We start from the raw sequence: 23,402 nt of genomic DNA on the forward strand, positions 1-23,402 counted from the left end.
AAAGGACTGCTGGTCATGCTCTGCTGCGTGGCAGGTATGGCCGTGGCAGAGGAAAAGAACATCCTGGTCACCAGCGGCAGCGATCGGGCGACTCCGATCGCGGTAGTGCCGTTCGGTTTGCAGGGTGGCAGCGTGTTGCCCGAGGACATGGCCGAGATCATTGGCAATGACCTGCGCAACTCCGGCTACTACTCGCCCATTCCACGGCAGAACATGATCAGCCAGCCGACCCAGGCCAGCGAAGTCATCTTCCGTGACTGGAAAGCCCTGGGGGCCCAATACGTGATGGTTGGCAGCATCGTGCCGTCCGGCGGTCGCCTGCAGGTGCAGTACGCCCTGTTCAACGTCGCCACCGAACAGCAGGTGCTGACCGGCAGCGTTGCTGGTGGCGTCGACCAGCTGCGCGACATGTCGCACTACATCGCCGACCAGTCGTTCGAGAAGCTCACCGGCATCAAGGGTGCATTCTCCACCCGCATGTTGTACGTGACTGCCGAGCGCTTCTCCGCCAACAACACCCGTTACACCTTGCAGCGTTCGGACTATGACGGTGCCCGCGCCGTTACTTTGCTGCAATCGCGTGAGCCGATCCTGTCGCCGCGTTTCGCACCGGACGGCAAGCGTATTGCCTATGTCTCGTTCGAACAGAAGCGTCCGCGCATCTTCGTTCAGCACATCGATACCGGGCGTCGTGAGCAGATCACCAACTTCGAAGGCCTCAACGGCGCTCCGGCCTGGTCGCCAGATGGTTCGCGCCTTGCCTTCGTGTTGTCCAAGGACGGCAACCCGGACATCTACGTGATGAACATGGGCTCGCGCCAGATCAGCCGTGTAACTGCAGGCCCAGGCATCAACACCGAGCCGTTCTGGGGCAAGGATGGCAATACCCTGTACTTCACATCCGACCGTGGCGGCAAGCCGCAGGTCTACAAGACATCGGTCAGTGGCGGTGGCGCCGAGCGTGTCACGTTCGTGGGTAACTACAATGCCAACCCGAAACTGTCGGCGGACGAAAAGACCCTGGTGATGATCCATCGCCAACAGGGCTTCACCAACTTCAAAGTGGCTGCCCAGGACTTGCAGCGCGGAAGTGTAAAGATTCTGTCGGACACCAGTCTTGATGAGTCTCCCACTGTTGCGCCAAACGGCACCATGCTAATCTACGCCACCCGCCAGCAGGGCCGGGGAGTCTTGATGCTCGTCTCTCTCAATGGACGCGTGAGGCTCCCGCTTCCTACCGCTCAAGGCGAAGTCAGAGAACCGTCCTGGTCCCCTTACCTGAACTGATGCGGCGTAATACTTTTGCTTAACACACTGGGGTTTCATTAGGAGTTTCACGATGGAAATGCTGAAGTTTGGTAAATTCGCTGCGCTGGCTCTGGCCATGGCCGTGGCTGTAGGTTGCTCCTCCAAGGGCGGTGACAACGCTGGCGAAGGCGCCGCTGTTGATCCTAACGCTGGCTATGGTGCCAACACTGGCGCTGTTGACGGCAGCCTGAGCGAAGAAGCCGCCCTGCGCGCAATCACCACTTTCTACTTCGAATACGACAGCTCGGACCTGAAGCCAGAAGCCATGCGCGCTCTGGACGTTCACGCCAAGGACCTGAAAGCCAACGGCAACCGTGTTGTTCTGGAAGGCCACACCGACGAGCGCGGTACTCGCGAGTACAACATGGCTCTGGGCGAGCGTCGTGCCAAGGCCGTTCAACGCTACCTGGTTCTGCAGGGCGTTTCCCCTGCTCAGCTGGAACTGGTTTCCTACGGCGAAGAGCGTCCAGTTGCCACCGGCAACGACGAGCAGTCCTGGGCTCAGAACCGTCGCGTAGAACTGCGTAAGTAAGTTCTTATGCGTATGTGCCGTCGTGCTGTAACCGTCCTCGCGCTTAGCCTGCCGCTCGCGGCTTGGGCTGAGGTTCCTGTAGTAGATGACAACGCAAGTGGCTATCCGCCTGCGGGTTATGGCACGAGCGGCGCCTATGCCGGGGCAGGGGCTTCGGCCCCTGCTTCTGCACAGGGCCAGCTGTTCATGCAGCTGCAACAGATGCAGGATCAGATTTCCCGCCAGCAAGGCATCATCGAAGAGCTGCAGAACGATGTCGCCCGCATGAAGCAGGAGAACCTGGAGCGTTACCAGGATCTGGACCGTCGCATCAACAGCGGTGTCGCACCTGCCGCGACCCCCGAGAATTCTCCCACCGGTGGCGTCTCCAATGTCGCCACCGGTGCCGCTGCTGGCGCCGCGGCCCAACAACCGGCCGCCAGCAGCGAACCAGGTGATCCGGCGAAAGAGAAGCTCTATTACGATGCAGCTTTCGACCTGATCAAGCAGAAGGATTTCGACAAGGCCAGCCAGGCCTTCGGCGCCTTCTTGCGCAAGTACCCAAATAGCCAGTACGCCGGCAATGCCCAATATTGGCTGGGTGAGGTGAACCTGGCCAAGGGCGACCTGCAAGGTGCCAGCCAGGCTTTCGCCAAAGTCGGCCAGCTCTACTCCAAACACAGCAAAGTGCCTGACTCGCTGTACAAGCTGGCAGATGTCGAGCGCCGTATGGGGCACACCGACAAGGTCAAGGGCATCCTTCAGCAGGTCATCACCCAGTATCCCGGCACATCTGCCGCACAACTGGCTCAGCGTGACCTGCAAAAGCTCTGAATATCGCCATTCGAAAGAAACCCGCGCTTGTCGCGGGTTTTTTCGTTAGAATCTTGGCCCTTTTTTCGTAAACACGCTGGTGCGGATAACGCTATGTCGAGTCCGCGACAGTGCCTGACGGAGGCGGACAGCCTGTTTAGCTGTCACGCCCGTGGCGATCATGCAAGACACATTACGCATCACCGAAGTCTTTTACTCCTTGCAGGGTGAAACACGGACGGCTGGGCTGCCCACCGTATTCGTGCGCCTTACAGGCTGCCCCCTGCGCTGTCAGTATTGCGACAGTGCCTACGCGTTCAGCGGCGGCACCGTACGTACCCTCGACGACATTCTCGAGCAAGTGGCGGGATTCCGGCCGCGCTATGTCTGCGTGACCGGTGGCGAGCCCTTGGCCCAGCCCAATGCGTTGCCCTTGCTCCAGCGCCTCTGCGACGCCGGCTACGAAGTCTCTTTGGAAACCAGTGGTGCCCTGGACATCGCCCAGGTCGATCGACGGGTCAGCCGCGTGGTCGATTTGAAGACCCCGGGCTCGGAGGAGTCGCACCGCAACCTCTACGAGAATATCGAGCACCTGACCCGTAACGATCAGGTCAAGTTCGTCATTTGCTCGCGCGAGGACTATGACTGGGCGGTCTCCAAGCTGATTCAGTACAACCTGGCGCAGCGTGCGGGTGAAGTACTGTTTTCACCCAGCCACCACCAGGTGAGTGCCACCGACCTGGCGGACTGGATCGTCGCCGACAACCTGCCCGTACGCTTCCAGTTGCAGTTGCACAAACTGCTGTGGAACGACGAACCGGGACGCTGAAACGAGGAGTATCAATATGACTGATAAATGCGCGGTAATTCTGCTTTCCGGTGGTCTGGACTCGGCCACCGTGGTCGCCATGGCCAAGGCTGAAGGCTATAGCTGCTACACCATGAGTTTCGACTACGGTCAGCGTCACCGTGCCGAGCTCAACGCTGCAGCGCGTGTTGCCCGAGACCTGGGCGTGGTCCAGCACAAGGTAATCGGTCTGAACCTCAACGGCATTGGTGGCTCAGCCTTGACCGACACCAGTATCGATGTGCCAGAGACACCTGGCGAAGGTATCCCGGTCACGTATGTGCCTGCGCGTAATACCGTATTCCTGTCCCTGGCACTGGGATGGGCCGAGGTGCTGGGCGCCCGTGACATCTTCATTGGTGTCAACGCCGTGGATTACTCGGGGTATCCGGACTGCCGTCCAGAGTTCGTGGAGGCCTTCGAACGCATGGCCAACCTTGCCACCAAGGCCGGTGTGGAAGGGCAGGGCTTCCGTATCCAGGCGCCTTTGCAGAATCTGAGCAAGGCCCAGATCGTCCAGGCTGGTATTGCCCGTGGCGTGGATTACAGCTTGACCGTCTCGTGCTACCAAGCGGACGACGAGGGGCGTGCCTGCGGCAAGTGCGACAGTTGCCGTTTGCGGGCCGATGGCTTCGCGGCAGCCGGTGTGGCGGATCCTACCCGCTATTTTTGAAAAAATTGCCGATGAGGTGTTGATTTCCCGTTAGAAATCAGTATTATACGCGCCATCCAACGGGTCGTTAGCTCAGTTGGTAGAGCAGTTGGCTTTTAACCAATTGGTCGTAGGTTCGAATCCTACACGACCCACCATATTCACAGCGGTAATGCAGGTACTAGGAAGGGAAGGCAACTCACAGCCAATCTAGTCTTGCTGCCCCTGGAGCGACCCTTAGGCTCGCTTCGATGTGATTTCAGTATGGAATAGCCCGCGACCATCTAGGTTTGCGGGCTTTTTCGTTCTTGTCGGTCAGTTAGATTCCTGACTGTGATGCATGACGATCTATCTGAGAAATTCCAAGCGAAACAGCTTGGTGGCTGCCGCAGATGACCGATTTTCGACCACAGTGAATTCTACCGACTTCGGCTTTTTTCAAGCGTAAGCTGCTAGTGGGTAGGTGTTAGCTCCACCTATGCGACCCAGAGAAGTTATGGGTAGCCACAATCATTGCCTGTAGCGTTATTCAAACACCTGGGTCGATAGCAGTCATCAGCCAGACCAGGTTCCCGATCGCCTGAGCGGGGAGAGCCACGCTCCGTTCAAAATTTAACGTCGCCCTGGGGCGCGGTTAAAGCCCTACCGCTTGTCGGTTTCCGGATCCTGTCCACGACAAATTGACGCCAATATGATGGCAAAATAGTACCTCAGCTCGTTTTCTTTGATCGCACAGGGATGTGGTGATGTCGGTGGGTCAGCGTTTGGCACAGAGAGCCTTTCTGTGTGTGGTGTTCAGCAGCTCTATCGGTATGGCCTGCGCCTCACCAGGCGATCAAGACCTGATTCGCGAACGCCAGAACCGACTGCTCGAGGAGCAGCAGCGTCGCCTTGAAGATCTACGCAACCTCCCAGGGCAACCCTCCGTCCCTCCGGTACCCTCCAAGCCTGAAGACGAACGCTGCTTCACGATTCGTTCTATCGACCTCAAAGGTGCAGACAGTCTGTCGATCACCGAGCGAGACGCGTTGCTCAAGCCATTCGTTGGACAGTAGCAGACGGGGGCTTCTTGGACGATAGATGTTATGGATAAGTCAATTAATGGCGGAAGGAAGGTGGAGATCAAGTTCAAATGACTGATGACCTCTATAAATCGGTATTGCGAAGCGCATTTGGGCTTTCAATGGGGGCCACATGGCAGCATATGACGGTTGGGCTTCTTGGTTCGTCTGTTGATTACGCGCGCCGAGTCGATCTGTTCTTCTCTCTGATGGCGCGTTTGATATTGGAGGGAAATGTAAGACTTGCGTATGATGGCCTTTTTCTCGCTGGTACTATTCAAGATCAGCTAAACGTGCTGAAAGATGCGTGGCCTGAAGAGCCTGGTGAAAATGATCTTGATGGCTTCGGGCTTTGGTTTATCACAGAGGCCCCCGCTGGGGTTGTATGGATAGACTCGGATGGGAAGGAGTTTTGGACGTAGTTTGTAAGTTTAGGGGCTCTTCGCATTTAAGGGTGTAGAAAAAATCTGACCGGCTGGAAAAGGAGTCGAGGATCTTAGAAAATGTAAGCTCTCACACCAACAAAAACTAAGCCCCCGACGTGAACAATCTTACCTTTTCTAGCCCTGATCTTTCCAGCTTTTGCCAACTGAATAACCTCGGCCTGACTGCCACTGGACAACATCTTTGTGCAGAGCGCGCCGTCATCGAATGTCGTTTAACCAAAGCACCCGAGCCATGCCCCAAGTGCGGGGCTGCTGGTGTTTCACGCGGTACTGTCGATAGGCATCTTGCTCACACACCTTACGGACAACGACCAACCAGATTGCTGCTGCGTATCCGTCGCTGGCGTTGTGCTTGCGGCTGTTTCTGGCATGAAGATACAAACAGTGCAGCACCTCCACGTTCAAAGCTTTCATATGGGGCGATACGCTGGGCATTAGCTGCCATCGTGCTGGATCATCTGTCGGTATCTCGTGTTGCGAGCCAGCTTGATGTTGCATGGCACACCGCTAATAATGCCATTATCAACGAAGGACGGCGCCTGCTTTTTAATGACTCGACACGTTTTGACGGTGTGACCGTGCTGGGCGTGGATGAGCATGTTTGGCGACATACACGCTGTGGTGACAAGTACGTCACCATCGTGGTTGACCTTACGCCCGTGCGTAACAAAAACGGGCCGGCCCGCTTGCTCGATGTGCTGGAAGGCCGCTCCAAACAAGCCTTTAAGCAATGGCTACAGAGTCGCCCCAAATCGTGGCGTGACCAGATCGAAAGCATTGCCATGGACGGTTTTACGGGGTTTAAATCTGCAGCGCAAGAAGCCCTGCCTCAAGCCCAAACCGTGCTGGATCCTTTCCATGTCGTGCGCTGGGCAAGCAACATGCTGGATGAATGCCGCCGGCGTGTGCAACACGACATCCTGGGCCGCAGAGGGCGTAAAAATGACCCGCTCTACAAAAGCCGTCGAACGCTACTGACTCGGATCAGCTACCTGTCTGACGCCAACAAAAAGCAACTGTTCCAGCTGTTTGCAGATGAGCACCACCTCGAAGTGGATTGCACCTGGAGCATGTACCAACGGGTGGTCAGCGCCTACAACGAGCCGGATCGAAAACGTGGTAAAAAACTCATGGAAGAGGTCATAAATATCATTACAGCCAGCGACTTGCCCAAAGCGCTCATCGAGGTGAAAGGCTTGGGGGAAACGCTGAAAAAATACGCTGAGAGCATCCTTGCCTACTTCGACCGGCCAGGAACCAGCAACGGTCCAACAGAAGCTATCAACGGGCGACTTGAGCACTTACGAGGTACCGCCTTGGGCTTTAGAAATTTAACCAATTACATAGCCAGGTGCTTGCTGAAGTCAGGAGGGTTTAGAAATCAGCTACACCCTTAAATGCGAAGAGCCAGTTTAGGTTGGTCCAAAAGGGACTGGTCACGCTCTGCGCGAAGTAGAAGTTAGCTCTGGTGGCAAGGGCTCATGGACTAAGGAGCTCCATAAGCCAGAGCCGAACACTATTTATAAGGTGGACGGAAACAAGACCTATCAAACAGATAGTCTTGGGCGTGTTGTAAAAGTTGTGTCCAATCTCTCGCTGACTAAGAATGATCGAAATACTTATCAGCAGTGCGTGGCTGACAAATGTGGCATTGATGGTGATGAGGGCGGTCACTTGATCGCCAGCATATTTAACGGCTCTGGCGAACGTCTAAACTTGCTGCCTATGAAGGGGAATCTCAATAAGGGCGCTTGGAAGACGTTGGAGAACCAATGGGCGTCTGCGCTTAAAGAAGGAAAGTCGGTGGGTGTAAAAATTGAACCGGTGTACACAGGCGGGTCTGTAAGGCCTGAGAAATTTACTGTGACATATCAGATAGGTTCGTAACGCCCAATAAGAGAAACTTTTGTCAATTCTCCGGGTGGGATATGAGTGTGGATGATGAGATTTATCAGGGCATTGGTGAGATTTTGGTTGCGATCTCTCCTGCTGATGCCGAGGTGGTACTGGTAGAGGCCGAATTTTCTCCGGAAGGTGATCACTGTAAGTTGTTATTTGATTATTTGGTTCCTTCTGGAACCAAGCAATGGTTTTTGCCAAGTAGTGCGAAGGTGGATAGTGACTTGCTTCATCTTTTTGTTCGGCTTAGAAATTTCTTCGAGTCAAATGGGCGGCGGCGGCAAAAACTGAGTGCAACACCTGACCTTTCCGGTACGGTGCTGCCCCTATGTCATATACCGAACTCAGCGTTGAAGAACGCGCCACCATCCAAATCGGCCACGCCCAGGGCTTCAGCCTGCGCAGGATTGCTCGCCTGATCAATAGGTCTCCTTCGACCATCAGTCGAGAGCTGCGCCGCAATCGAGATGTCTGTGGCAGCTACTCGGCCCGCGCGGCCCAGGAGCAGATGAAGGCCCGCCGCCAAGTCTGTCGACCGAGCCGAAAGCTGCTGCCGGGGAGCGAGCGCTTCGAACTGGTGGTTCATATGCTGCGTGAGCGTTTGTCTCCCGAACAGATTGCCGGCAAGCTGCGCCACATGAACATACCTAGCCTCAGAGATGCCTACGTCTGTCGCGAGACGATCTACAACGCGATCTATGCCCTGCCAGTGGGTGAGCTGCGTAAGGAGCTGATCATCTGTCTGCGCCAAGGCAAGACGACGCGCCGGCCGCGCTCTGGTGGCGTGGATCGGCGCGGCCAGATCCCCGAGATGGTCAGTATTCATGTGCGCCCGCCGGAGATTGAAGACAGGCTGATGCCGGGGCATTGGGAAGGCGACCTCATCAAGGGTAAGGCCAACGCCTCGTCCGTCGGTACGCTGGTGGAACGCACCAGTGGGTACCTGATGTTGGTGAAGATGAACGACGCGACGGCGACTTCGGCGCTGGAAGGCTTCAGCGCCGCGCTCAATAGCATGCCGCTGGAGATGCGCAAGAGCATGACTTACGACCAGGGCCGGGAGATGGCACGACACGCCGAGATCACCCAAAGAACCGGCGTGGCGATCTACTTTTGCGACCCGCACAGCCCCTGGCAGCGCGGCAGCAACGAAAACATCAACGGCCTGATTCGCCAGTACTTGCCCAAGGGCACAGACCTGTCGGTACATAGCCAGGAGGAGCTGGACGCCATTGCGCTGCAACTGAATATGCGACCGCGTAAGCGCTTCGACTTCAAATGCCCAATCGAAGTTATGGGCGAGGTGATGCAGAAGGCCATGGCTATGCGGCATGATGCTCCAGTTTCAATTCAATGACCGTGTTGCACTCAGCTCCTGCAACCGCCGGCTTTATACGGAAGGTAAGCCATGGAAAGGCTGTATTGTCGAGCTCTGCCTGCGCAGTATGAAGATAAAAATCGACTTTAAGTATGAATAACTAACCTAGGTTTCTGACGCGCTTGAATAAACATAGCCCCGGAACTGCCAGGGCGGTTTGAGAAAAAGAGATCGCAAAAGCTCAATCAGATTCATCTCTTCGTCCAGCGGCATGAAGGGTATACCCCGTTCAGGGGAGATATCCTTGATCAGCCTGCTTGCGAATGGACGCGGGATGACCTAGTCGAGACCCTTGGCCCGCCAGATAGCCAGGGTGGCGACAAGATGGATGGCTTGTTGGGCTATATACGACCTTGGGTGCGCTTTAAAAAGTTTGGCTCGGCGTTGCACGCGGAGTTTTCTCAAGACGGTCGTCTGTGGAAGTTCACACTCATGCTCTCGTAGAGGGAGATTTGCAAAGTATACGTTGGCTGAAAGCATTGCCCTTGGACAGACCAACGACGTGTGCAGGCTCGATTCATCGGCACACTGGTCAGCTGTACGAATCATTCAGTTTGAAATCGTTCGCACTGCTTGCTGGGTGCTGTTGTCGATCTGCACCTTCGGTCGTTGATTGGTGATCAGCTCGGCGGTGGCGGTTTCGCGCACGCGTAGCATGAAGAGGTTGTTGAAGTTACCGATCACTTGGCTGGCTTTTCAGAGGACTATCAAAATGAGTGTTGATGATTAGCTATTTTGCGCCAAGCATTTTGTTATATAGCCTTGCAGAAATTAAACCTAATGACAGCCTGCCTCAGGTTGTCTCGCCGCCCTGTGGTGGTTCGATCGAAGTCTCCTATACTCAGATCCAATCGCTCTGACCCCTGCGCCGAGGGCCTCTGGATGAATGTGATCGACTACTTTGATCGCGCCCGAATCATCAACATCCCTTCTCGAAATGATCGCCGCATGGAAACTATGCAAGAGTTCGCCCGTCACGGTTTCAGCATCGATTTTGAAAAAAGGGTATACGGATTTAATGGTTGATGGGGCACCTTCACCCCATCAATCTGATACCACCCTCAGATGGTTGATAGATCGACTCCGTAGTTGAGTTCCTCTGCGAAGTCCGGCAGTCCGTAACCGATGGTTTTCTTGTAGAAAGGAGAGACCTTCGCAGTCGGTGCCTTCTTCTTGTGCTTCGTGGTGTAGAGCATTCGTGCCCGCATCACCTCGAAGGAGTAACCGCGCCCTTCACGGTTCTTGTCCTTGGCCAGTCGGTTGATGGACTCCGTGTAAGCGTTGGTGACGGGCATGTCCGTCTCGAAGTAGGTCATGGTCTCTTCGCGCCAGTTTCCCACTGCCCTGACCAGATCGCTCCAGACTTCCTTTTGGCCCTTCGGGATGGTGGCTATCCACTCGTCCAGGGCGGCTTCTGCCTGGAGCCGTGTGGTGGCGTCCCAGATGCCGTAGAAGCGCTCCTTGTGCTCGTAGGCGGCCAGCAGTTGCGGGAACGCGCCTGTCCAGGTCTCCATGATGAGGCGCTCCCGGTCTGAGACTTCGTGAGCGCGTTTCAGCAGGATTTTCCGGTCTCCCTTGAGAGTCCGGCTCTGGGACGGTTTCAGCTCCTTTCTGAGGCCCTTGCGCACTCTCTCTAGGGCATCGTTGGCCATGCGCACCACATGGAACTTATCGACCACGATACGGGCCTGGGGCAGCACAGCCTTGACCGCTGCCCGGTAGGGGTTCCACATGTCCATGCTGACGATCTCGACCTTCTGCCGGTCTTTCAGCTTCATCAGGTAGTTGGTCACCACGTCCTGGCGGCGGGTGGCCAGCAGGTCGAGCAGGGTTCGCTCCTCAATGTTGGTCAGAATGCAGCGGTAGCGCTTGTTCAGGTATAGCTCGTCAATGCCCAGGATGCGGGGCGTCTCGAAGCGGTGCCAGCGCCCCAGGAACTCGGCGCGGGCGTTGAAGATGTCGCGCACCGTCTTCTCGTCCAGGCCGGTCTGTGCCGCCACAAAGGTGTAGGGGTGGTTGAAGGATTCCTTCTCCACGTACTCATGCAGCCGCAGTGTCATACGGAATCCGTCCACCATCTCCGGTAGCTGGGGCCTGAATGTTGTCTTGCAGGCCCGGCAGGTGTATCGGCGGCGGACCACCCAGAGAGTGACCCGCTTGCCGTGGATGGGCAGATCACGATAGGGAACGTCACGCTTGCCGAACCGTACGAACTCACCCTGCACGCCGCATTCCTCGCAGGCGATGGGATCGGGCACGTCCACCTGGAAGTGCATTTCGTCGTCGGTTGATTTGCAGCCCAGTACTTGGTATTGCGGCAGGTGAAGGATGTTGTCGGGAAGTTCGGTCATGGTGTTGTATAGGCGTAGGTGTCAGTCAGATCCATCCGACTCGGCATTGGTGTTTGCTTTTTTACCCAACAAGCTGCTGGAAACGAAAAGTAAGGCACCGAGGACAATTGCAATATCAGCCAGGTTGAAGGCCGGCCAATGCCAGTCTCGCCAATAGAAATCAAAGGAATCCACAACATAGCCGCGAAAGACCCGGTCAATCAGGTTGCCCATGGCGCCACCGAGGATAAGACTGTAAGCGATGGCTTCTCCTTTATGACGATTTTCAAGGATCAGCTTGATCAGAAAAATCGAGACCACTACCGCGATTCCGATAAAAAAGTAGCGCTGCCAGCCTCCACCATTCGCAAAAAGACTGAATGCGGCACCGGTGTTCCATAGGTGCACCCAGTTAAAGAACGGGGTCACCGAAACATACTCGCCATAGGCCATTGATTGCTGCACCAGCCACTTTACAGCCTGATCAGACGCTGCCAGCAGGCCCGATATGGACAATAGGGCATACGGCGAGAGCTTTTTGCCAATAATGAGCATTATTTAACCCTTCAACGCCAAAATGCGTCTGGCACCGTTAAGTACAATGCCCCCCGCGATGGTGCCGATAATCAGATCCGGATAATTGGAACCGGTCCACGCGACCAGGGCGCCGGCGGTGATGACCCCCAGGTTGATCACCACGTCGTTGGCCGAGAATATCCAGCTTGCCTTCATGTGCGCCCCGCCTTCCCGATGTTTGGATATGAGCAGCAGACAACTGGTATTGGCAATCAATGCGACGAATGCGATAGCCATCATCACCAGCGATTCAGGCTCACTACCGAATACAAAGCGTCTCACCACCTCTACGAGCACGCCCACAGCCAAGATCAGTTGCAGTACACCAGCAAGATGCGCGGCACGTACCTGCATTTTCACGCTATGTCCAACCGCATAAAGGGCAAGCCCGTACACCGCCGCATCGGCAAAATTGTCCAGGGATTCTCCAATCAGGCCGGTGGACCGGGCGATCAGACCGGCAGTCATTTCCACCACGAACAGAAGTGCATTGATGCCGAGCAACCAGCGCAGGGTCCCGGATTCTTGCTTAGCAGAAGCTGCCGAAAACTCGGCGGCCTTGATGGTCTCCGGATTTGCAGCGACGGTTTCCTGAAGCGAGGCGCCTAGCCCCAAGGTCTTCAGTTTCGAGGTGACGGGCTCGACCTCGCCGTCATGCACGACCTTCAGCCGGCGGTTCGACAAGTCGAAGGACAGCGCCCGAATCTCCTCAAAGCCGTTCAGGGCTAGGCGAATCATTCGTTCTTCTGATGGACAGTCCATCTTCGGCACGGCATAAACACTGACCCATCTCCCTGGCGCCTCGGAGGAGGCCTGTATATCGGTATCCGCTGCGGACGTTGCATCACCGCCACAGGCGCCACCACAGGATTTGCTCATGATACGACTCCACTTGAACAATGTTGTGGTACCATTTAAAACTATAAAGCTACTATAAGGTCAATAGAGTAAAGAATCCGTTGGGGAGGAGGCTGATGCGCATTGGTCAGTTGGCGCAGTTGGTAGGGGTCGAAACACAGACGATCCGCTTCTATGAACAGCAGGGCTTGTTGCCGCCGCCTGATCGGCAGGACAACGGTTACCGTGTCTATACCGAGAAGCATGGTGAGGGGCTGGCCTTCATCCGTCGCTGCAGAATCCTGGGCCTGTCACTGGCTGAGATTCACGAACTACAGAGCTATGAGGACGACCCTCATCAGCCTTGTACCGCCGTCAACGCCTTGCTCGATGATCACATCTCTCATGTGCGGTCGCAGATAACCGCTCTGCAAGCGCTTGAGAAACAACTCGTTTCACTGAGAGCGAGTTGCAACGATGACCGGGAAGTTGAGGCGTGTGGGGTTCTTGCTGGAATTAGCGAAGGAAACATGCACCAGCAGTAGGTGAAGCATCAACCAGATAATCCGATGAGATGCCGGTCTGTCTCACTCTCATGCAAAGGTAAGATCAACCATTTAATCCGCTTACCCTGAAAAAATAGGCTTTTTCGACGCGGTTACACCCAGCGAGGGGGAGGGCTTCCCAAGTGCTGGGGCGAGGGGGTGCTTTCTGAGCCATCTCGGGATATTGGAAGACGCCATCCGATCAAAAGTGAACAACATCCTCATTCTGGAGGACGATATCCAGTTTTCCAGACGCATCGCCCAGTACGGCAAACAAGCGATCGAGTCCCTGCAGGGGATGGAGTGGGACATCGTCTACTTCGGGCATCCGTTCGAGGAGGAAGCCAATGTGCCGGGCTGGCAGGTGGTCGATCGTCCCATCCACCTGTCCCACTTTTATGCAGTGAACGGCCGATGCATCGAACGGTTGAGGGATTTTTTGTTCCAGATCCTGCAACGGCCGCCGGGTCACCCCGACGGCGGGCCTATGCATTACGACGCAGCCCTCAACACGTTGATCCACACGAACAAGGATCTACGGGCGTTCTATTTCACCCGGAACCTTGGCTATCAACGACCTTCGCGCACCGATCTGCATGAGCTGTCCTTCCTGGATAGAAGTCGGCTCTTGCGTCCGGTGATGAACAATCTGCGCAGGTTCAAGGCAACCCTGCTCAGAAAAACGCGTTAGTCAGCTGGCGAAACGCGCTCGGTTTCATTTGTTCAGGCGTCGGGCATCGAAGGCATCGATGGCCTGGTAGGTGGTATAGGTCGCCTGGGCGGCCACGAGGCCAGCGAGGCCGAAGGTGCGGGTCAGGCCGAACTGCCCGAAGCCCTCTGGCATAGGAAGCCTGCGCGCAATGGCATCGGCGAGTACTTCGCCGGCAACCGTGGTTGGCGCCATGCCGTGGCCACCGAAGCCGACCGCGTGCCAGATGCCATTGTCATCCTGGCCGAGCTGGGCCATCTGGTGGCGCCCATAGCTCATCAGGCCGCCCCAGGAATAGTCGATCTGCACATCCTCGAGCTGAGGGTAGACCGTGACCAGGTCCGCCTTGAGCAGCTTGGCGATGGCCTCGGGCCCGCGATCGAGGATGGAGATGCGCCCGCCCCACAGGATGCGGGTGTCTTGCAGGGGGCGGTAGTAATCGAATGCAAAGCGGGTGTCATAGACAGCCGATTCGCAGGCAATGGCGTCCTTCAGTCGCGCCCCCAGGGGTTGGGTGGCAACCACGTAGGTGGCAATCGGCAGTACCGCGCGCTCGACGGGGCGATAGACGCCTCGTGCGTAGCCGCCACCTGAGAACACGACTTCTTCTGCATGCACTTCACCGCCTGCGGTGCGCACCACGTACTTGCCTGAGCGCTTTTCAATGCCGAGCACGGGGGAGTGTTCGAACAGGCGCGCGCCGAGGTCGGTGATGGTGCGTGCCACCCCGCACACATACTTCAGAGGGTGAAAGTGGAATGCGTTGCGCTCCAGCAGTCCACCGTAGTAGCGGTCGGTGTTGAGCATTTCCTTGAGTTCGCCGGCAGAAATGCATTCCCACTCAACTCCGTAGGCCTGCTTCATCAATTGGCGCGGTTTTTCCAGGCGGGCCGGATCGTTGAACCAGTTGGCGAGGATCACGCCTTTATCGACCAGGTCGCAATCGATGGCGTATTGGCGGGCGCGCGTGCGGATCAGGTCGACGGCGTTGACTGTCAGCTGGTACAGCCTGCGTGCTTCGGTGGCGCCCAGGGTGGACAGCAGGTCCGCGTTGCCCAGGCTGTAGCCGCCGAATACAAACCCCCCGTTGCGCCCTGAGGCGCCATGCCCCACCTGCTGCGACTCCAGCACCACCACGTCAGTGACGCCGCGTTCGGCAAGCCCCAGGGCGGTCGAAAGGCCGGCCAGGCCGCCGCCGAGGATGCACACCCGGGTATCGGTGCGGCCCGAGTGGACGGGGTACGAAGCGCGTGCGACGGAGGCTTCGTAGAAGGATTTGCTGAAATCGGTGCTCATCGGTGGTCCTACGCGGTAGTGGGCATTCGCTCAAGGCAACAAGGCGCCGGGCAGATGCTCGGCGCCTTGGTGGTTCAGGCCGAGACCTGTTGGCCTAGCGCAACGCCATCCAAGTTGCTCTGGGCTTTTCGTTCGTCTTGTCTGCGTCTGGTTTCGATCACGCTGAAATCCATTTCCCGGTAGCGGACGATGCGCGATCGGGTGATCAACTTGTGGCCGTACCACATCACCGCGAACAGCACCAAGCCGATGTAGGTCGCAGCCGCACCTACCCAGTCGATGCGATCTCCGATAAAGGCCTGGTAGTTCTGACCCAGCATGACGACCATGCACAGGGCGAAGGCAAAGAACGGCCCGAACGGGAAGAACTTCGAAGCGTACGGGAGCTTGTCGAGGCTGTTGCCCTGCAGCTTGTAGCCGCGGCGGAAGCGATAGTGGCTGATGGCGATGCCCAGCCAGGCGATGAACCCCAGCATCCCGGAGGTATTCAACAGCCACAGGTAGAGCTTGCCGGGGCTGAACAGGAAGCTCAGCAGGCACAGTCCCGCCACCACTGTGGTGGCGAGCAACGCCCAGACCGGCGTACCCGAGCGGGTGAGCTTGGCGAACAGTGCCGGAGCCTTGCGCTCGACAGCCAGGCTGTAGAGCATGCGCGACGAGGCGTACATCCCTGAGTTGCCGGCCGACAGCACGGAGGTGAGGATGACCGCGTTCATGAGGGCGGCAGCAGCCAGCATGTCGGCTTTCTCGAAGATCAAGGTGAACGGGCTGATGGTGATGTCGGACAGCCCATCCTTGAGTAGGCGTGGGTCCGTGTAGGGGATCAGCAGGCCGATCACGATAATGGTGCAGACATAGAACAGCAGGATGCGCCAGAAGATCTGGCGGACGGCCTTGGGAATATTGCGCCCAGGGTTTTCGGTTTCCCCGGCTGCGATGCCGACGAACTCGGTCCCCTGGAACGAGAAGCCGACGATCATGGCCACGCCGATCAGTGCAGGCAGGCCGCCGGCGATCGGGCCATCGCCGATCTGCCACAGGTGCGCGCCGCCGTCCTGGCCACCATCGAGGATGCCCAGCAGCATCAGCACACCGATGAAGATGAACGCGATGATGGTGATGACTTTGATCAGGGCGAACCAGAATTCCGTCTCGCCGAAAAAGCGCACGGAGGCGACGTTCAAGGCAAAGAGCAGGCCCAGGAACAGAGCGCTCCAGATTACCCCGGGCGTGTCGGGGAACCAGTAGGACATGATGATCTGCACGGCCACCAAGTCGACCGCAATGGTCACGGCCCAGGAGTACCAGTAGTTCCAGCCCAAGGCAAAACCGAAGCTTTCGTCGACGTAGCGCGAGGCATAGGTCGCGAACGAGCCGCTGACCGGCATGCAGGCGGCAAGCTCGCCCAGGCTGGTCATCAGGAAGTAGACCATCAAGCCGATGATCGCGAAGGAGAGCAGTGCGCCGCCGGGGCCGGATTGCGCAATGGTGGCGCCAGAGGAAACGAAGAGCCCGGTGCCGATGGAGCCGCCAATGGCAATCATGTTCAGGTGGCGGCTGTTCAGGGTTCTCTTCAGGTGACCGGAGGTGTTGCTGGTGGTAGCCGAACTCGCGTTTTTATTGGAATGGGTCATGGGCAACCTTTTGACCTGCGTTCATTTTTTGGATTTGTTTTTGTTTTCTGGTGGCGCCTGCGATCGAGGCTGGCCGAGCAGCAAGGCCCAATGCGCGTTGAGCCGGTCGTCAACCGTGCGGTGTCTCCTGTGCAATCGCGGGTTTTATTGATCGAGATCAGTATCGGTCTGCAAATGACATTGGAACAAACGACCTTTAGGCAAGACATCATTCTGTTTTGGAATGATTGTGTGTTTTTTGACCTGTCATAATGTAGGCCAACGTTTGCGCGACAAACGCGACAAATTTCGTTGTACCTCTCTATTTAGAGGGTTGTATGGTCGTCAAAAAGACAGTTTTTCTCGTCATTTTGTATGACTTGGTAGTCATGCTTTGCAAATTGGCGGAAAAAAACTCATAAACTAGATGGCGCTTACCTACAGACGGCCTCAGAAAAAAAGCCGGTGCCTGGATCGTCCAGGCACCGGCTTTTTGTTTGGGGGAGGGCGTGATTCAGGTCTTGTCCGGTTGCACCTTGGCGCTGGTAACGGTCTGCTGTGCCTTGTCGGTCTTGTCCGTAGGCAAGGCATCGAACTCACGCAGCCCGTTCTTGCTGTAGGGGTCGCCGATCCAGCGGGGTGCCACGACAAATTGTGGGCTTACCAGGCTCTTGGCGGGCTCGTAACGGTCGTAGCTCAGACCTGCCAGGTCGGACAGCGTGTGGATCAGATGGGAGCTGCTGTAAGCCCGGTCGGTCATGGCCTGCAGGTCGCGCGGGTGTGCAGCCTGCCAGCTTGGCGAAGTCCAGAGCAGGAACGGAATGGTGTACATCGGCCGGGTCGGTGCGCCTTCGTTGCGCCCTAGGCGGTCGTGGTTGCCGGAGCTGTAGACGTCCTCGCCATGGTCGGAAAGGTACAGCAAGAAACCGTTGGGGGTGGTGGCCGAATACTGTTTGATCAAGTTCGAGACCACATAGTCGTTGTAGCGCACCGCGTTGTCATAGAAGTTGTAGGTCTGCACCTCGTCAGGCGTCAGGACCCCCGGCACGCCCTGGTTATCCTTGAAGTGGTCGTAGGCATCCGGATAGCGATAGCGGTAGTCCATATGCGTGCCGAGCAGGTGGACGATGATGAACTTCTTCTCGGCTGGGTCCTGCAGCGCTTTCTCGAAGGGGGCGAGCACCACTTCGTCGTACTGGCTGGCGTTCTGGTTGCGCTGATTGTTCAGGTAGACCGGCACATCCGTTTGCTGGGAGAACGTAGTCAGCATGGTGTTGCGCTTGGTCATCGTCTGCTGGTTGGTGATCCAGAAGGTCTTGTAACCGGCCTGTTTCATCAGGTTGATCAGCGACGGGTCGGTGAGGAAGCGGTCCGGGTTCTTCTGGTCGCCGAAGGTCAGGATTTGCTGCATCACCTCGATGGTATAAGGGCGTGGCGACACCACGTTGCGGAATACGCTGAGGTTCTTGTCGTTGGCGGCCAGAGCGTCGAGTTCCGGCGTGGTATCCCGACCATAGCCGTACAGATGCATGTGTTCACGGGTGGTGGACTCGCCCAGTACCAGCACCAGGGTGCGCGGCGCGTCGCCGCTGCTGTCCTTGAGGTCTTTGAGCGGCGGCAGGGCTGCGTTCTGCTCCAGCAGCTTCTGCATGTTGTCCAGTTGCTGACGGTACTGCTGGTAGCCGACCACCAGTTGCCAAGGCACCGCCGGCTCCATGCGCTGCTGAACCTTTTCCACTGCTTCGGCGAACGTACGTTGCTGAGTCACCAATTGCTTGTAGAAGGGGAACACCAAATTGGCCGCCAACAGCAGGATGACCAATGGGATCCGGCTGCGCAGCGGGAGAGTGACTGGCCGGACACGTTTGAACAGGGCTACCGCGACCAGGGTGTACAGCACCAGGCCCAGGCACAGCCAGAGGCTGAAATACTGGCTGAAGTATTCACCGGCCTCGGCGGTATTGGACTCGAACATCACGAAGATGACGCTTTGGGAAAATTCCTGGCGGTAAATACCGAAGTAGCTCAGGCCCACCAGCGAAGCCGCCCATAGCACCAGACCGATCAGCGCGCTGATGAGGCGAGTGTGGCGGGGCAGCAGCAGGACCGGGGCAAGCCACAGGGTGCTCAGAAACAGCGCATCGCGAAACCCGGAGAAGCCGGTCGTGCCGCTGAACATGAGCAGTGCCTGGGTGATGCCGGAGAAATACCAGAAGAACAGCAGGAGCCAGCCCAGCCCGGCCCAGTCCATGCCTTTGCGAATCGTTGGGGATGTAGTGCTTGCCACGTGTGCCTCGTTGAAACTCGATGGCAGCCAAGGGGCCGGCTGCCGGAAAGGCTGCGACGCTAGCGGAGTGGGCGTGAAAATAACGTCAACGTATATCCATGAGATAAGAAGGGATATTGCGCAATTGTATTGCGCGCAGGGTATTAACAGCTCGAAGGCGCTCCAATCAATAAGTCAGTTCCTATATATTGCCCGCCAAATAAACACGCTGTTTTCGCTGTCCTGTTGGCGCGAGCGAAGTACCGCGAGCGAGAGGATTTACCCGGGCATGAAACCGATTAAACTTTTCTGGAGTCGTGGCAGTGGGCGCGACGATGCTGGCAAACAGAACTTTGGTGATTATTTGTCCGCTTTGACCGTGGAGTTCGTCTCTGGGCGCAAGGTGGTGCACAGCCCGGTCAAAGAGGCGGAAATGATCGCCATCGGCAGTATCCTGGCCCGTGAAAAGAAGGCCAAGACGTGGGGGTTTCGTCGTAAGTTGCATGTCTGGGGTACCGGCTCCAGCACGCCGGGCGATGTGTTCTCCGGCCACCACCACTATCACGCGGTCCGTGGTCGCAAGTGCCTGGAGCAGATAAAGGGCCTGAAGGGCCAGCCGGTCCTGGGTGACCCGGGCTTGTTGGCTTCTTCATTGGTCAAGAAGCCGGCGTTGAAGACCATTCGGGTAGGCATCATCCCGCATATCAATCATCGCAATTCGCCTGAAATCGCCAGCCTGCTGTCGTTGATCCCGGGGTCGCGAGTGATCGATGTGTTCTCACCGGTCAAGCAGGTGCTCGAGGAGATCGCGTCGTGCGAGTTCGTCTTGTCGACGAGCCTGCACGGCCTGATCGTCGCGGACTCCTATGGTGTCCCGAACCAGTGGTTGTGCATGAAGCGCTACCCGCAGTGGGAGTTCAAGTTCCAGGACTACTACTCCAGTTTCGGGATCGCCGACCCGGTGCCGGTCACACCGGAGCAGATTCACCTGGACAAGGCCTGGTCCATCGAGCGCAGCACCGAGGGCTACGCCCGCCCAGGCCTGGAAAGCCTGCAGGAAGGCCTCGTCAAGGCGTTTCCATCTCTCTGAAGGGCTTGCTTGCCATGGTGGCAAAGGGCTGATGCTATTCAGCCCATTCCGGATCGCCTGTGAACACCACCGTGAGCCAGCGGTCCGGACCTTCGCCGCCGATGGCGTTGCCGATCTCGTCGCGCAGGGCATCCCACTCGGCGATGGTCCTGGCAGCCATGGTGGCCGGTACGATGAAGTAGAGTTCGATTTCCCGCGAGCGGCCGACCTTGGCCACGTAGGCCCGATACGACTGCAGGCCGTGTTGGGCGACGAAGGCTTGGGCGACATCGTCCACGTGTTGCTTCAGGTCGCCAGGGGTCACCAGGAACATTTCCGAGAGCGCCTGGCGGACAACCGACATCGGCAGCGGGATGATGACCAGGCAGACCAGCGCCAGCACCGCCGGGTCGATGTAGGGGGAGATCCAGGCCCATTGGGTGCCCTGTACCAGGTAGCCGACACAAAAGGCCACCAGCAGCGCCGCCGTGATGCTGGCTGACATCACCCAACCTTTGACGTCCATGCGCACGAAGTCCGAGCCGATCTTGCGGTTGGCACGGGCCTCGGCGATGGCGATTGCCAGGCACGCGCAAACAGTCACCACGGCGTACACCAGTGCCACGCCGAACTCCAGGTCCCGCCCGCCCTCGAGCAGGCTGCTGGCGGCGTTGATCAAGGCATAGAGCGCAACGCCAGTCAGCAGGATGCCGTTGAGCGCCAGAACCATGGGTTCGAGGTGCCAGAAGCCCATGGTGAAGCGCTCGCGCAGCTTGCGTGACATGCGCTCGGCCCGGGCGTGGGAGGTGATCAGCTTGACCACCACCAGCGACAGTCCGCTCATGCTGGCATCGACCAGTGAGTAGACACCATCGAAGACAATCGAGAACGAGCCTGACGCCAGGCCGAAGGCGATGCCGATCAAGGCGATGAACAGGGTGACCGCGATGGACAGGCGTAGCACGCCTTGTTCGCTGGTCAGGTCGAAAAACGGTTTTCCCATCGTGGGGCTCCATCAAGGCTGCCCCAAGGGCAGCCATCCTTTTAAGTGTCGTCCCCGTCGTGGGGCTTCAGACCTTGAACTGTTCCATCAAGGCCTGTTGTTGATTGGCCAGGCGATTCAATGCCTGGCTGATGCGGGCCGATTCGTCGGCCTGTCCGGACAGCGACTCGGTGACATCGCGGATGCCGGCTACGTTGCGATTGACCTCCTCAGCCACGGCGCTCTGCTCTTCGGCGGCCGAGGCGATCTGTAGGTTCATGTCGCTGATCACCGCCACTGCCTCGCCGATCCTTTGCAGGGCGGGCAGCGCCTGCTCCATGCGTGTGGCGCTGTCCTGGGCCTGACGCTGGCCCTCGTGCATCGCGCCGACCACATCGTGGGTGCCTTGTTGCAGCCCCTCGATGACCTGGCGGATCTCCTGCACCGACACCTGTGTACGTTGGGCCAGGCTGCGCACTTCGTCGGCGACTACCGCGAAGCCGCGCCCGGCTTCGCCAGCGCGCGCGGCTTCGATGGCGGCATTGAGCGCCAGCAGGTTGGTCTGTTCGGCAATCGAGCGAATCACCTCAAGCACCGAGCCGATCTGCTCGCTACGCCCGGCCAGTGCGCGTGCCTGATTCATGGCGTTGTCCATGTCGCTCACCAACTGGTCGATGGCCTGGCGGGTGACCGCCACCAGTTCCAGGCCTTCATGGGTGGCTTGGTCGGCGCCGCGCGCGGCCTGGGCCGCCTGGGAGGCATTGCGCGCGACGTCCTGTGCGGTGGCGCTCATTTCATTGGCGGCGGTGGCCACCTGTTCGATTTCCCGTTGCTGCTGCTGCATACCGCCGCTGGTCTGGCTGGCGATGGCTGCGGACTGATCGGCGGTGCCGCGGGCGTCCTGCAACGAGCCTTTGACCTGGGCGATCACCGGCTGGAGCTTGTCCAGGAAACGGTTGAACCAACCGCTCAGTTGGCCCAGTTCATCCTCGCGGGTGTAATCCAGGCGACGGGTCAGGTCGCCTTCGCCGCTGGCGATGTCACGTAGGCGCTCGGCCACGGCAAGGATCGGCCGGGTCACGCCACGGGCTGTCAGCCACACCAGTAGCAGGCCCAGCACGGCGGCGGCCAGGCCAACCAGCAGGCTGGTAAGGTTGGCGGTCTGGTTGTGTGCGTCCAGGCGCTGGTTGAGAGCGACCGCGGGTGCTTGCAGAACTGCCTCCGGCAGTTCCAGCAGCACCTGCCAGGCTTCGGCCTGCGGGATCGGCGCGAAGGGGCGCGAGATGCGCATCAAGCCGTGATCGAGGCGCTCCACGGCCTGGCCGGCACGTATCGGTCCGGCGAGTTCGCCGGCTTGATCCCCAAAGGCCTGTTCCAGTGTCTTGCTCAGCTGGGCGCTGTCCTGACTGTGCCCGGCCAACAGGCCGGCGGGGCTGACGATGCTGACTTGACCTTGACCGTCGAACAGCTCCTGGCGCCCGGCCAGGCTCAATTGCTGCAGGTTGTCCAGGCCGATGTCCAGGCCGACCACGCCGATTACCTTGCCGTTTTCCAACAAGGGCAAGGCAATGCTGGTCATCAGGACCTGGCGACCGCTGACCTCGTCGAAGTAAGGGTCCAACACGCAGGCTTTAGCGGTCTCCAGAGGGCAGGTCAGCCAGCGGTTGTAGGGGGATCCGTTGGCTGCGGTGCTGGTGTCGGCCAGCATGGACTCAGGCATGACCTCGGATTCGAGGGTGCCAGGGCTCGGCTGGGACCAGTAGAACGAGTAGCGGCCGATATCGTTGCTACCGCTGGCATCCTGGCCGACGAAGCGGGCGTCCTGTCGATCCAGGGCGTTGGGCTGGAACACCAGGTACAGGCCGATCAGATCCGGGTTGCCGGCCAGCGCCTGACGGGCTTGCTTGACGAGCTCGGCACGCAGGTCCTCGCCGCCGCGTTGCCGAAGCGCCTGTACCAGGCGGGCGAAGCCGTTGCCGTACTGGTAGGCATCCATGAAATAGCGTTGCACGCGCAAGGCTTGGCTTTCGGCGTGGGCCTGCAGGCGCAGGCGCGCGCTTTGGTCGAGCAGTTCGGTGTTGGCCTGGAAGACCTGAACCGCGCTGCGCTTGGCCTGGAACAGCGAGGTGGCTACCAGCAGCACGACGATGGTCAACAGGCACAAGCCGGCAAGGAGCGTGATCTTCCATTGGATGGAGAGGCGGCGCAGGAACATGGGAGCTTTCCTTCTCATCAAGGACAACGCCCGCGATCAAGCGCGGGCG

Annotated in this window: 24 protein-coding genes, 1 tRNA gene and 2 pseudogenes; 17 read left to right on the forward strand and 10 right to left on the reverse strand. The window is 58.1% G+C overall.

The window, feature by feature from the left end; translation table 11 throughout:
• Window positions 1-15 precede the first annotated feature (15 nt).
• The 13 genes from tolB to J5X93_RS28480 all read left to right on the forward strand — a co-directional run bounded on the left by tolB (window position 16) and on the right by J5X93_RS28480 (window position 9,359).
• Window positions 16-1,287, forward strand: a complete 1,272-nt coding sequence (tolB, locus tag J5X93_RS06155; protein ID WP_043209564.1) for a Tol-Pal system beta propeller repeat protein TolB — start codon at window positions 16-18, stop codon at window positions 1,285-1,287.
• Between the two features lie 52 nt (window positions 1,288-1,339).
• The gene (gene pal, locus J5X93_RS06160; RefSeq protein WP_043209505.1) at window positions 1,340-1,840 is read left to right on the forward strand and encodes a peptidoglycan-associated lipoprotein Pal; all 501 of its coding nucleotides are present in this window, start codon (window positions 1,340-1,342) and stop codon (window positions 1,838-1,840) included.
• 6 nt (window positions 1,841-1,846) lie between these two features.
• Complete coding sequence (ybgF, locus tag J5X93_RS06165) at window positions 1,847-2,653, forward strand: tol-pal system protein YbgF (RefSeq protein WP_250034557.1); 807 nt, start codon at window positions 1,847-1,849, stop codon at window positions 2,651-2,653.
• A 160-nt stretch (window positions 2,654-2,813) separates the two neighbouring features.
• Window positions 2,814-3,461 carry a 7-carboxy-7-deazaguanine synthase QueE gene (gene queE / locus J5X93_RS06170; protein ID WP_043209562.1) on the forward strand — a complete coding sequence of 216 codons (648 nt, stop codon included), beginning with the start codon at window positions 2,814-2,816 and terminating at the stop codon, window positions 3,459-3,461.
• Between the two features lie 16 nt (window positions 3,462-3,477).
• Window positions 3,478-4,152, forward strand: coding sequence for a 7-cyano-7-deazaguanine synthase QueC (gene queC, locus J5X93_RS06175; RefSeq protein WP_182941612.1), 675 nt, complete (start codon window positions 3,478-3,480; stop codon window positions 4,150-4,152).
• 61 nt (window positions 4,153-4,213) lie between these two features.
• Window positions 4,214-4,289: transfer RNA gene (locus J5X93_RS06180), tRNA-Lys, on the forward strand.
• A 654-nt stretch (window positions 4,290-4,943) separates the two neighbouring features.
• Window positions 4,944-5,186 carry a hypothetical protein gene (locus J5X93_RS06185; protein ID WP_182941610.1) on the forward strand — a complete coding sequence of 81 codons (243 nt, stop codon included), beginning with the start codon at window positions 4,944-4,946 and terminating at the stop codon, window positions 5,184-5,186.
• 77 nt (window positions 5,187-5,263) lie between these two features.
• Window positions 5,264-5,614: a DUF596 domain-containing protein gene (locus tag J5X93_RS06190; RefSeq protein ID WP_182941608.1), complete on the forward strand. Its 351-nt coding sequence runs from the start codon at window positions 5,264-5,266 to the stop codon at window positions 5,612-5,614.
• 119 nt (window positions 5,615-5,733) lie between these two features.
• Window positions 5,734-7,035: an ISL3-like element IS1411 family transposase gene (locus J5X93_RS06195; protein ID WP_011920678.1), complete on the forward strand. Its 1,302-nt coding sequence runs from the start codon at window positions 5,734-5,736 to the stop codon at window positions 7,033-7,035.
• Window positions 7,036-7,156: 121 nt separating this feature from the next.
• Window positions 7,157-7,525 (forward strand): DNA/RNA non-specific endonuclease, encoded by a 369-nt coding sequence (locus J5X93_RS28370; RefSeq protein ID WP_349815820.1) that lies wholly within the window; start codon window positions 7,157-7,159, stop codon window positions 7,523-7,525.
• Between the two features lie 41 nt (window positions 7,526-7,566).
• Window positions 7,567-7,956 carry a hypothetical protein gene (locus J5X93_RS06200; protein WP_250034558.1) on the forward strand — a complete coding sequence of 130 codons (390 nt, stop codon included), beginning with the start codon at window positions 7,567-7,569 and terminating at the stop codon, window positions 7,954-7,956.
• Window positions 7,866-8,894, forward strand: a complete 1,029-nt coding sequence (locus J5X93_RS06205; protein WP_050161940.1) for an IS30-like element ISPsp8 family transposase — start codon at window positions 7,866-7,868, stop codon at window positions 8,892-8,894. Before J5X93_RS06200 ends, J5X93_RS06205 begins: the two co-directional genes overlap by 91 nt.
• 165 nt (window positions 8,895-9,059) lie before the next feature.
• A complete protein-coding gene (locus J5X93_RS28480; RefSeq protein WP_502942738.1) occupies window positions 9,060-9,359 on the forward strand; it encodes a DUF6392 family protein in 300 nt (99 codons plus the stop codon).
• 25 nt (window positions 9,360-9,384) lie between these two features.
• Here the strand turns inward: J5X93_RS28480 and J5X93_RS28485 are convergent.
• Window positions 9,385-9,611, reverse strand: a pseudogene (locus J5X93_RS28485) (type IV conjugative transfer system coupling protein TraD); the annotation flags it as partial.
• Window positions 9,612-9,797: 186 nt separating this feature from the next.
• On the opposite strand from J5X93_RS28485, the gene J5X93_RS06210 reads away from it, so the two are divergent.
• A complete protein-coding gene (locus J5X93_RS06210; protein WP_250034559.1) occupies window positions 9,798-9,941 on the forward strand; it encodes a hypothetical protein in 144 nt (47 codons plus the stop codon).
• Window positions 9,942-9,976: 35 nt separating this feature from the next.
• On the opposite strand, the gene J5X93_RS06215 is transcribed toward J5X93_RS06210, so the two are convergent.
• The 3 genes from J5X93_RS06215 to J5X93_RS06225 are packed head-to-tail and all read right to left on the reverse strand — an operon-like array spanning window position 9,977 to window position 12,700.
• Window positions 9,977-11,266, reverse strand: a complete 1,290-nt coding sequence (locus J5X93_RS06215) for an ISL3-like element ISPpu12 family transposase (protein ID WP_004574636.1) — start codon at window positions 11,264-11,266, stop codon at window positions 9,977-9,979.
• A 21-nt stretch (window positions 11,267-11,287) separates the two neighbouring features.
• Entirely contained in the window at window positions 11,288-11,800 is a 513-nt protein-coding gene (gene lspA, locus J5X93_RS06220; RefSeq protein ID WP_003821921.1) for a signal peptidase II, read from the reverse strand.
• Between the two features lie 3 nt (window positions 11,801-11,803).
• Entirely contained in the window at window positions 11,804-12,700 is an 897-nt protein-coding gene (locus J5X93_RS06225; RefSeq protein WP_004364974.1) for a cation efflux transmembrane domain-containing protein, read from the reverse strand.
• Window positions 12,701-12,795: 95 nt separating this feature from the next.
• On the opposite strand from J5X93_RS06225, the gene cadR reads away from it, so the two are divergent.
• Both cadR and J5X93_RS06235 read left to right on the forward strand, forming a co-directional pair.
• Window positions 12,796-13,203, forward strand: coding sequence for a Cd(II)/Pb(II)-responsive transcriptional regulator (cadR, locus tag J5X93_RS06230; RefSeq protein WP_009403731.1), 408 nt, complete (start codon window positions 12,796-12,798; stop codon window positions 13,201-13,203).
• Window positions 13,204-13,297: 94 nt separating this feature from the next.
• The gene (locus J5X93_RS06235; protein WP_284454596.1) at window positions 13,298-13,894 is read left to right on the forward strand and encodes a glycosyltransferase family 25 protein; all 597 of its coding nucleotides are present in this window, start codon (window positions 13,298-13,300) and stop codon (window positions 13,892-13,894) included.
• A 24-nt stretch (window positions 13,895-13,918) separates the two neighbouring features.
• On the opposite strand, the gene J5X93_RS06240 is transcribed toward J5X93_RS06235, so the two are convergent.
• The 3 genes from J5X93_RS06240 to J5X93_RS06250 all read right to left on the reverse strand — a co-directional run bounded on the left by J5X93_RS06240 (window position 13,919) and on the right by J5X93_RS06250 (window position 19,108).
• The gene (locus tag J5X93_RS06240) at window positions 13,919-15,208 is read right to left on the reverse strand and encodes an NAD(P)/FAD-dependent oxidoreductase (protein WP_182941604.1); all 1,290 of its coding nucleotides are present in this window, start codon (window positions 15,206-15,208) and stop codon (window positions 13,919-13,921) included.
• A gap of 74 nt (window positions 15,209-15,282) precedes the next feature.
• Complete coding sequence (locus J5X93_RS06245) at window positions 15,283-16,842, reverse strand: amino acid permease (protein ID WP_182941602.1); 1,560 nt, start codon at window positions 16,840-16,842, stop codon at window positions 15,283-15,285.
• A 493-nt stretch (window positions 16,843-17,335) separates the two neighbouring features.
• Entirely contained in the window at window positions 17,336-19,108 is a 1,773-nt protein-coding gene (locus tag J5X93_RS06250; RefSeq protein ID WP_102082138.1) for a phosphoethanolamine transferase CptA, read from the reverse strand.
• 268 nt (window positions 19,109-19,376) lie between these two features.
• On the opposite strand from J5X93_RS06250, the gene J5X93_RS06255 reads away from it, so the two are divergent.
• On the forward strand, window positions 19,377-20,177 hold the full coding sequence (locus tag J5X93_RS06255; RefSeq protein WP_043214621.1) for a polysaccharide pyruvyl transferase family protein: 801 nt from the start codon (window positions 19,377-19,379) through the stop codon (window positions 20,175-20,177).
• A gap of 34 nt (window positions 20,178-20,211) precedes the next feature.
• Here J5X93_RS06255 and J5X93_RS06260 read toward each other — a convergent pair whose 3' ends face one another.
• From J5X93_RS06260 to J5X93_RS28495, 3 genes and pseudogenes are all read right to left on the reverse strand, one after another.
• Window positions 20,212-21,159: a cation diffusion facilitator family transporter gene (locus J5X93_RS06260; RefSeq protein ID WP_070574370.1), complete on the reverse strand. Its 948-nt coding sequence runs from the start codon at window positions 21,157-21,159 to the stop codon at window positions 20,212-20,214.
• Window positions 21,160-21,226: 67 nt separating this feature from the next.
• A complete protein-coding gene (locus J5X93_RS28490; RefSeq protein WP_409286673.1) occupies window positions 21,227-21,982 on the reverse strand; it encodes a methyl-accepting chemotaxis protein in 756 nt (251 codons plus the stop codon).
• 102 nt (window positions 21,983-22,084) lie between these two features.
• A pseudogene (locus J5X93_RS28495) lies at window positions 22,085-23,371 on the reverse strand (methyl-accepting chemotaxis protein); the annotation flags it as partial.
• Window positions 23,372-23,402 lie beyond the last annotated feature (31 nt).

Source organism: Pseudomonas sp. BYT-1 (assembly GCF_023611805.1).
GTDB classification, from domain to species: domain Bacteria; phylum Pseudomonadota; class Gammaproteobacteria; order Pseudomonadales; family Pseudomonadaceae; genus Aquipseudomonas; species Aquipseudomonas guariconensis.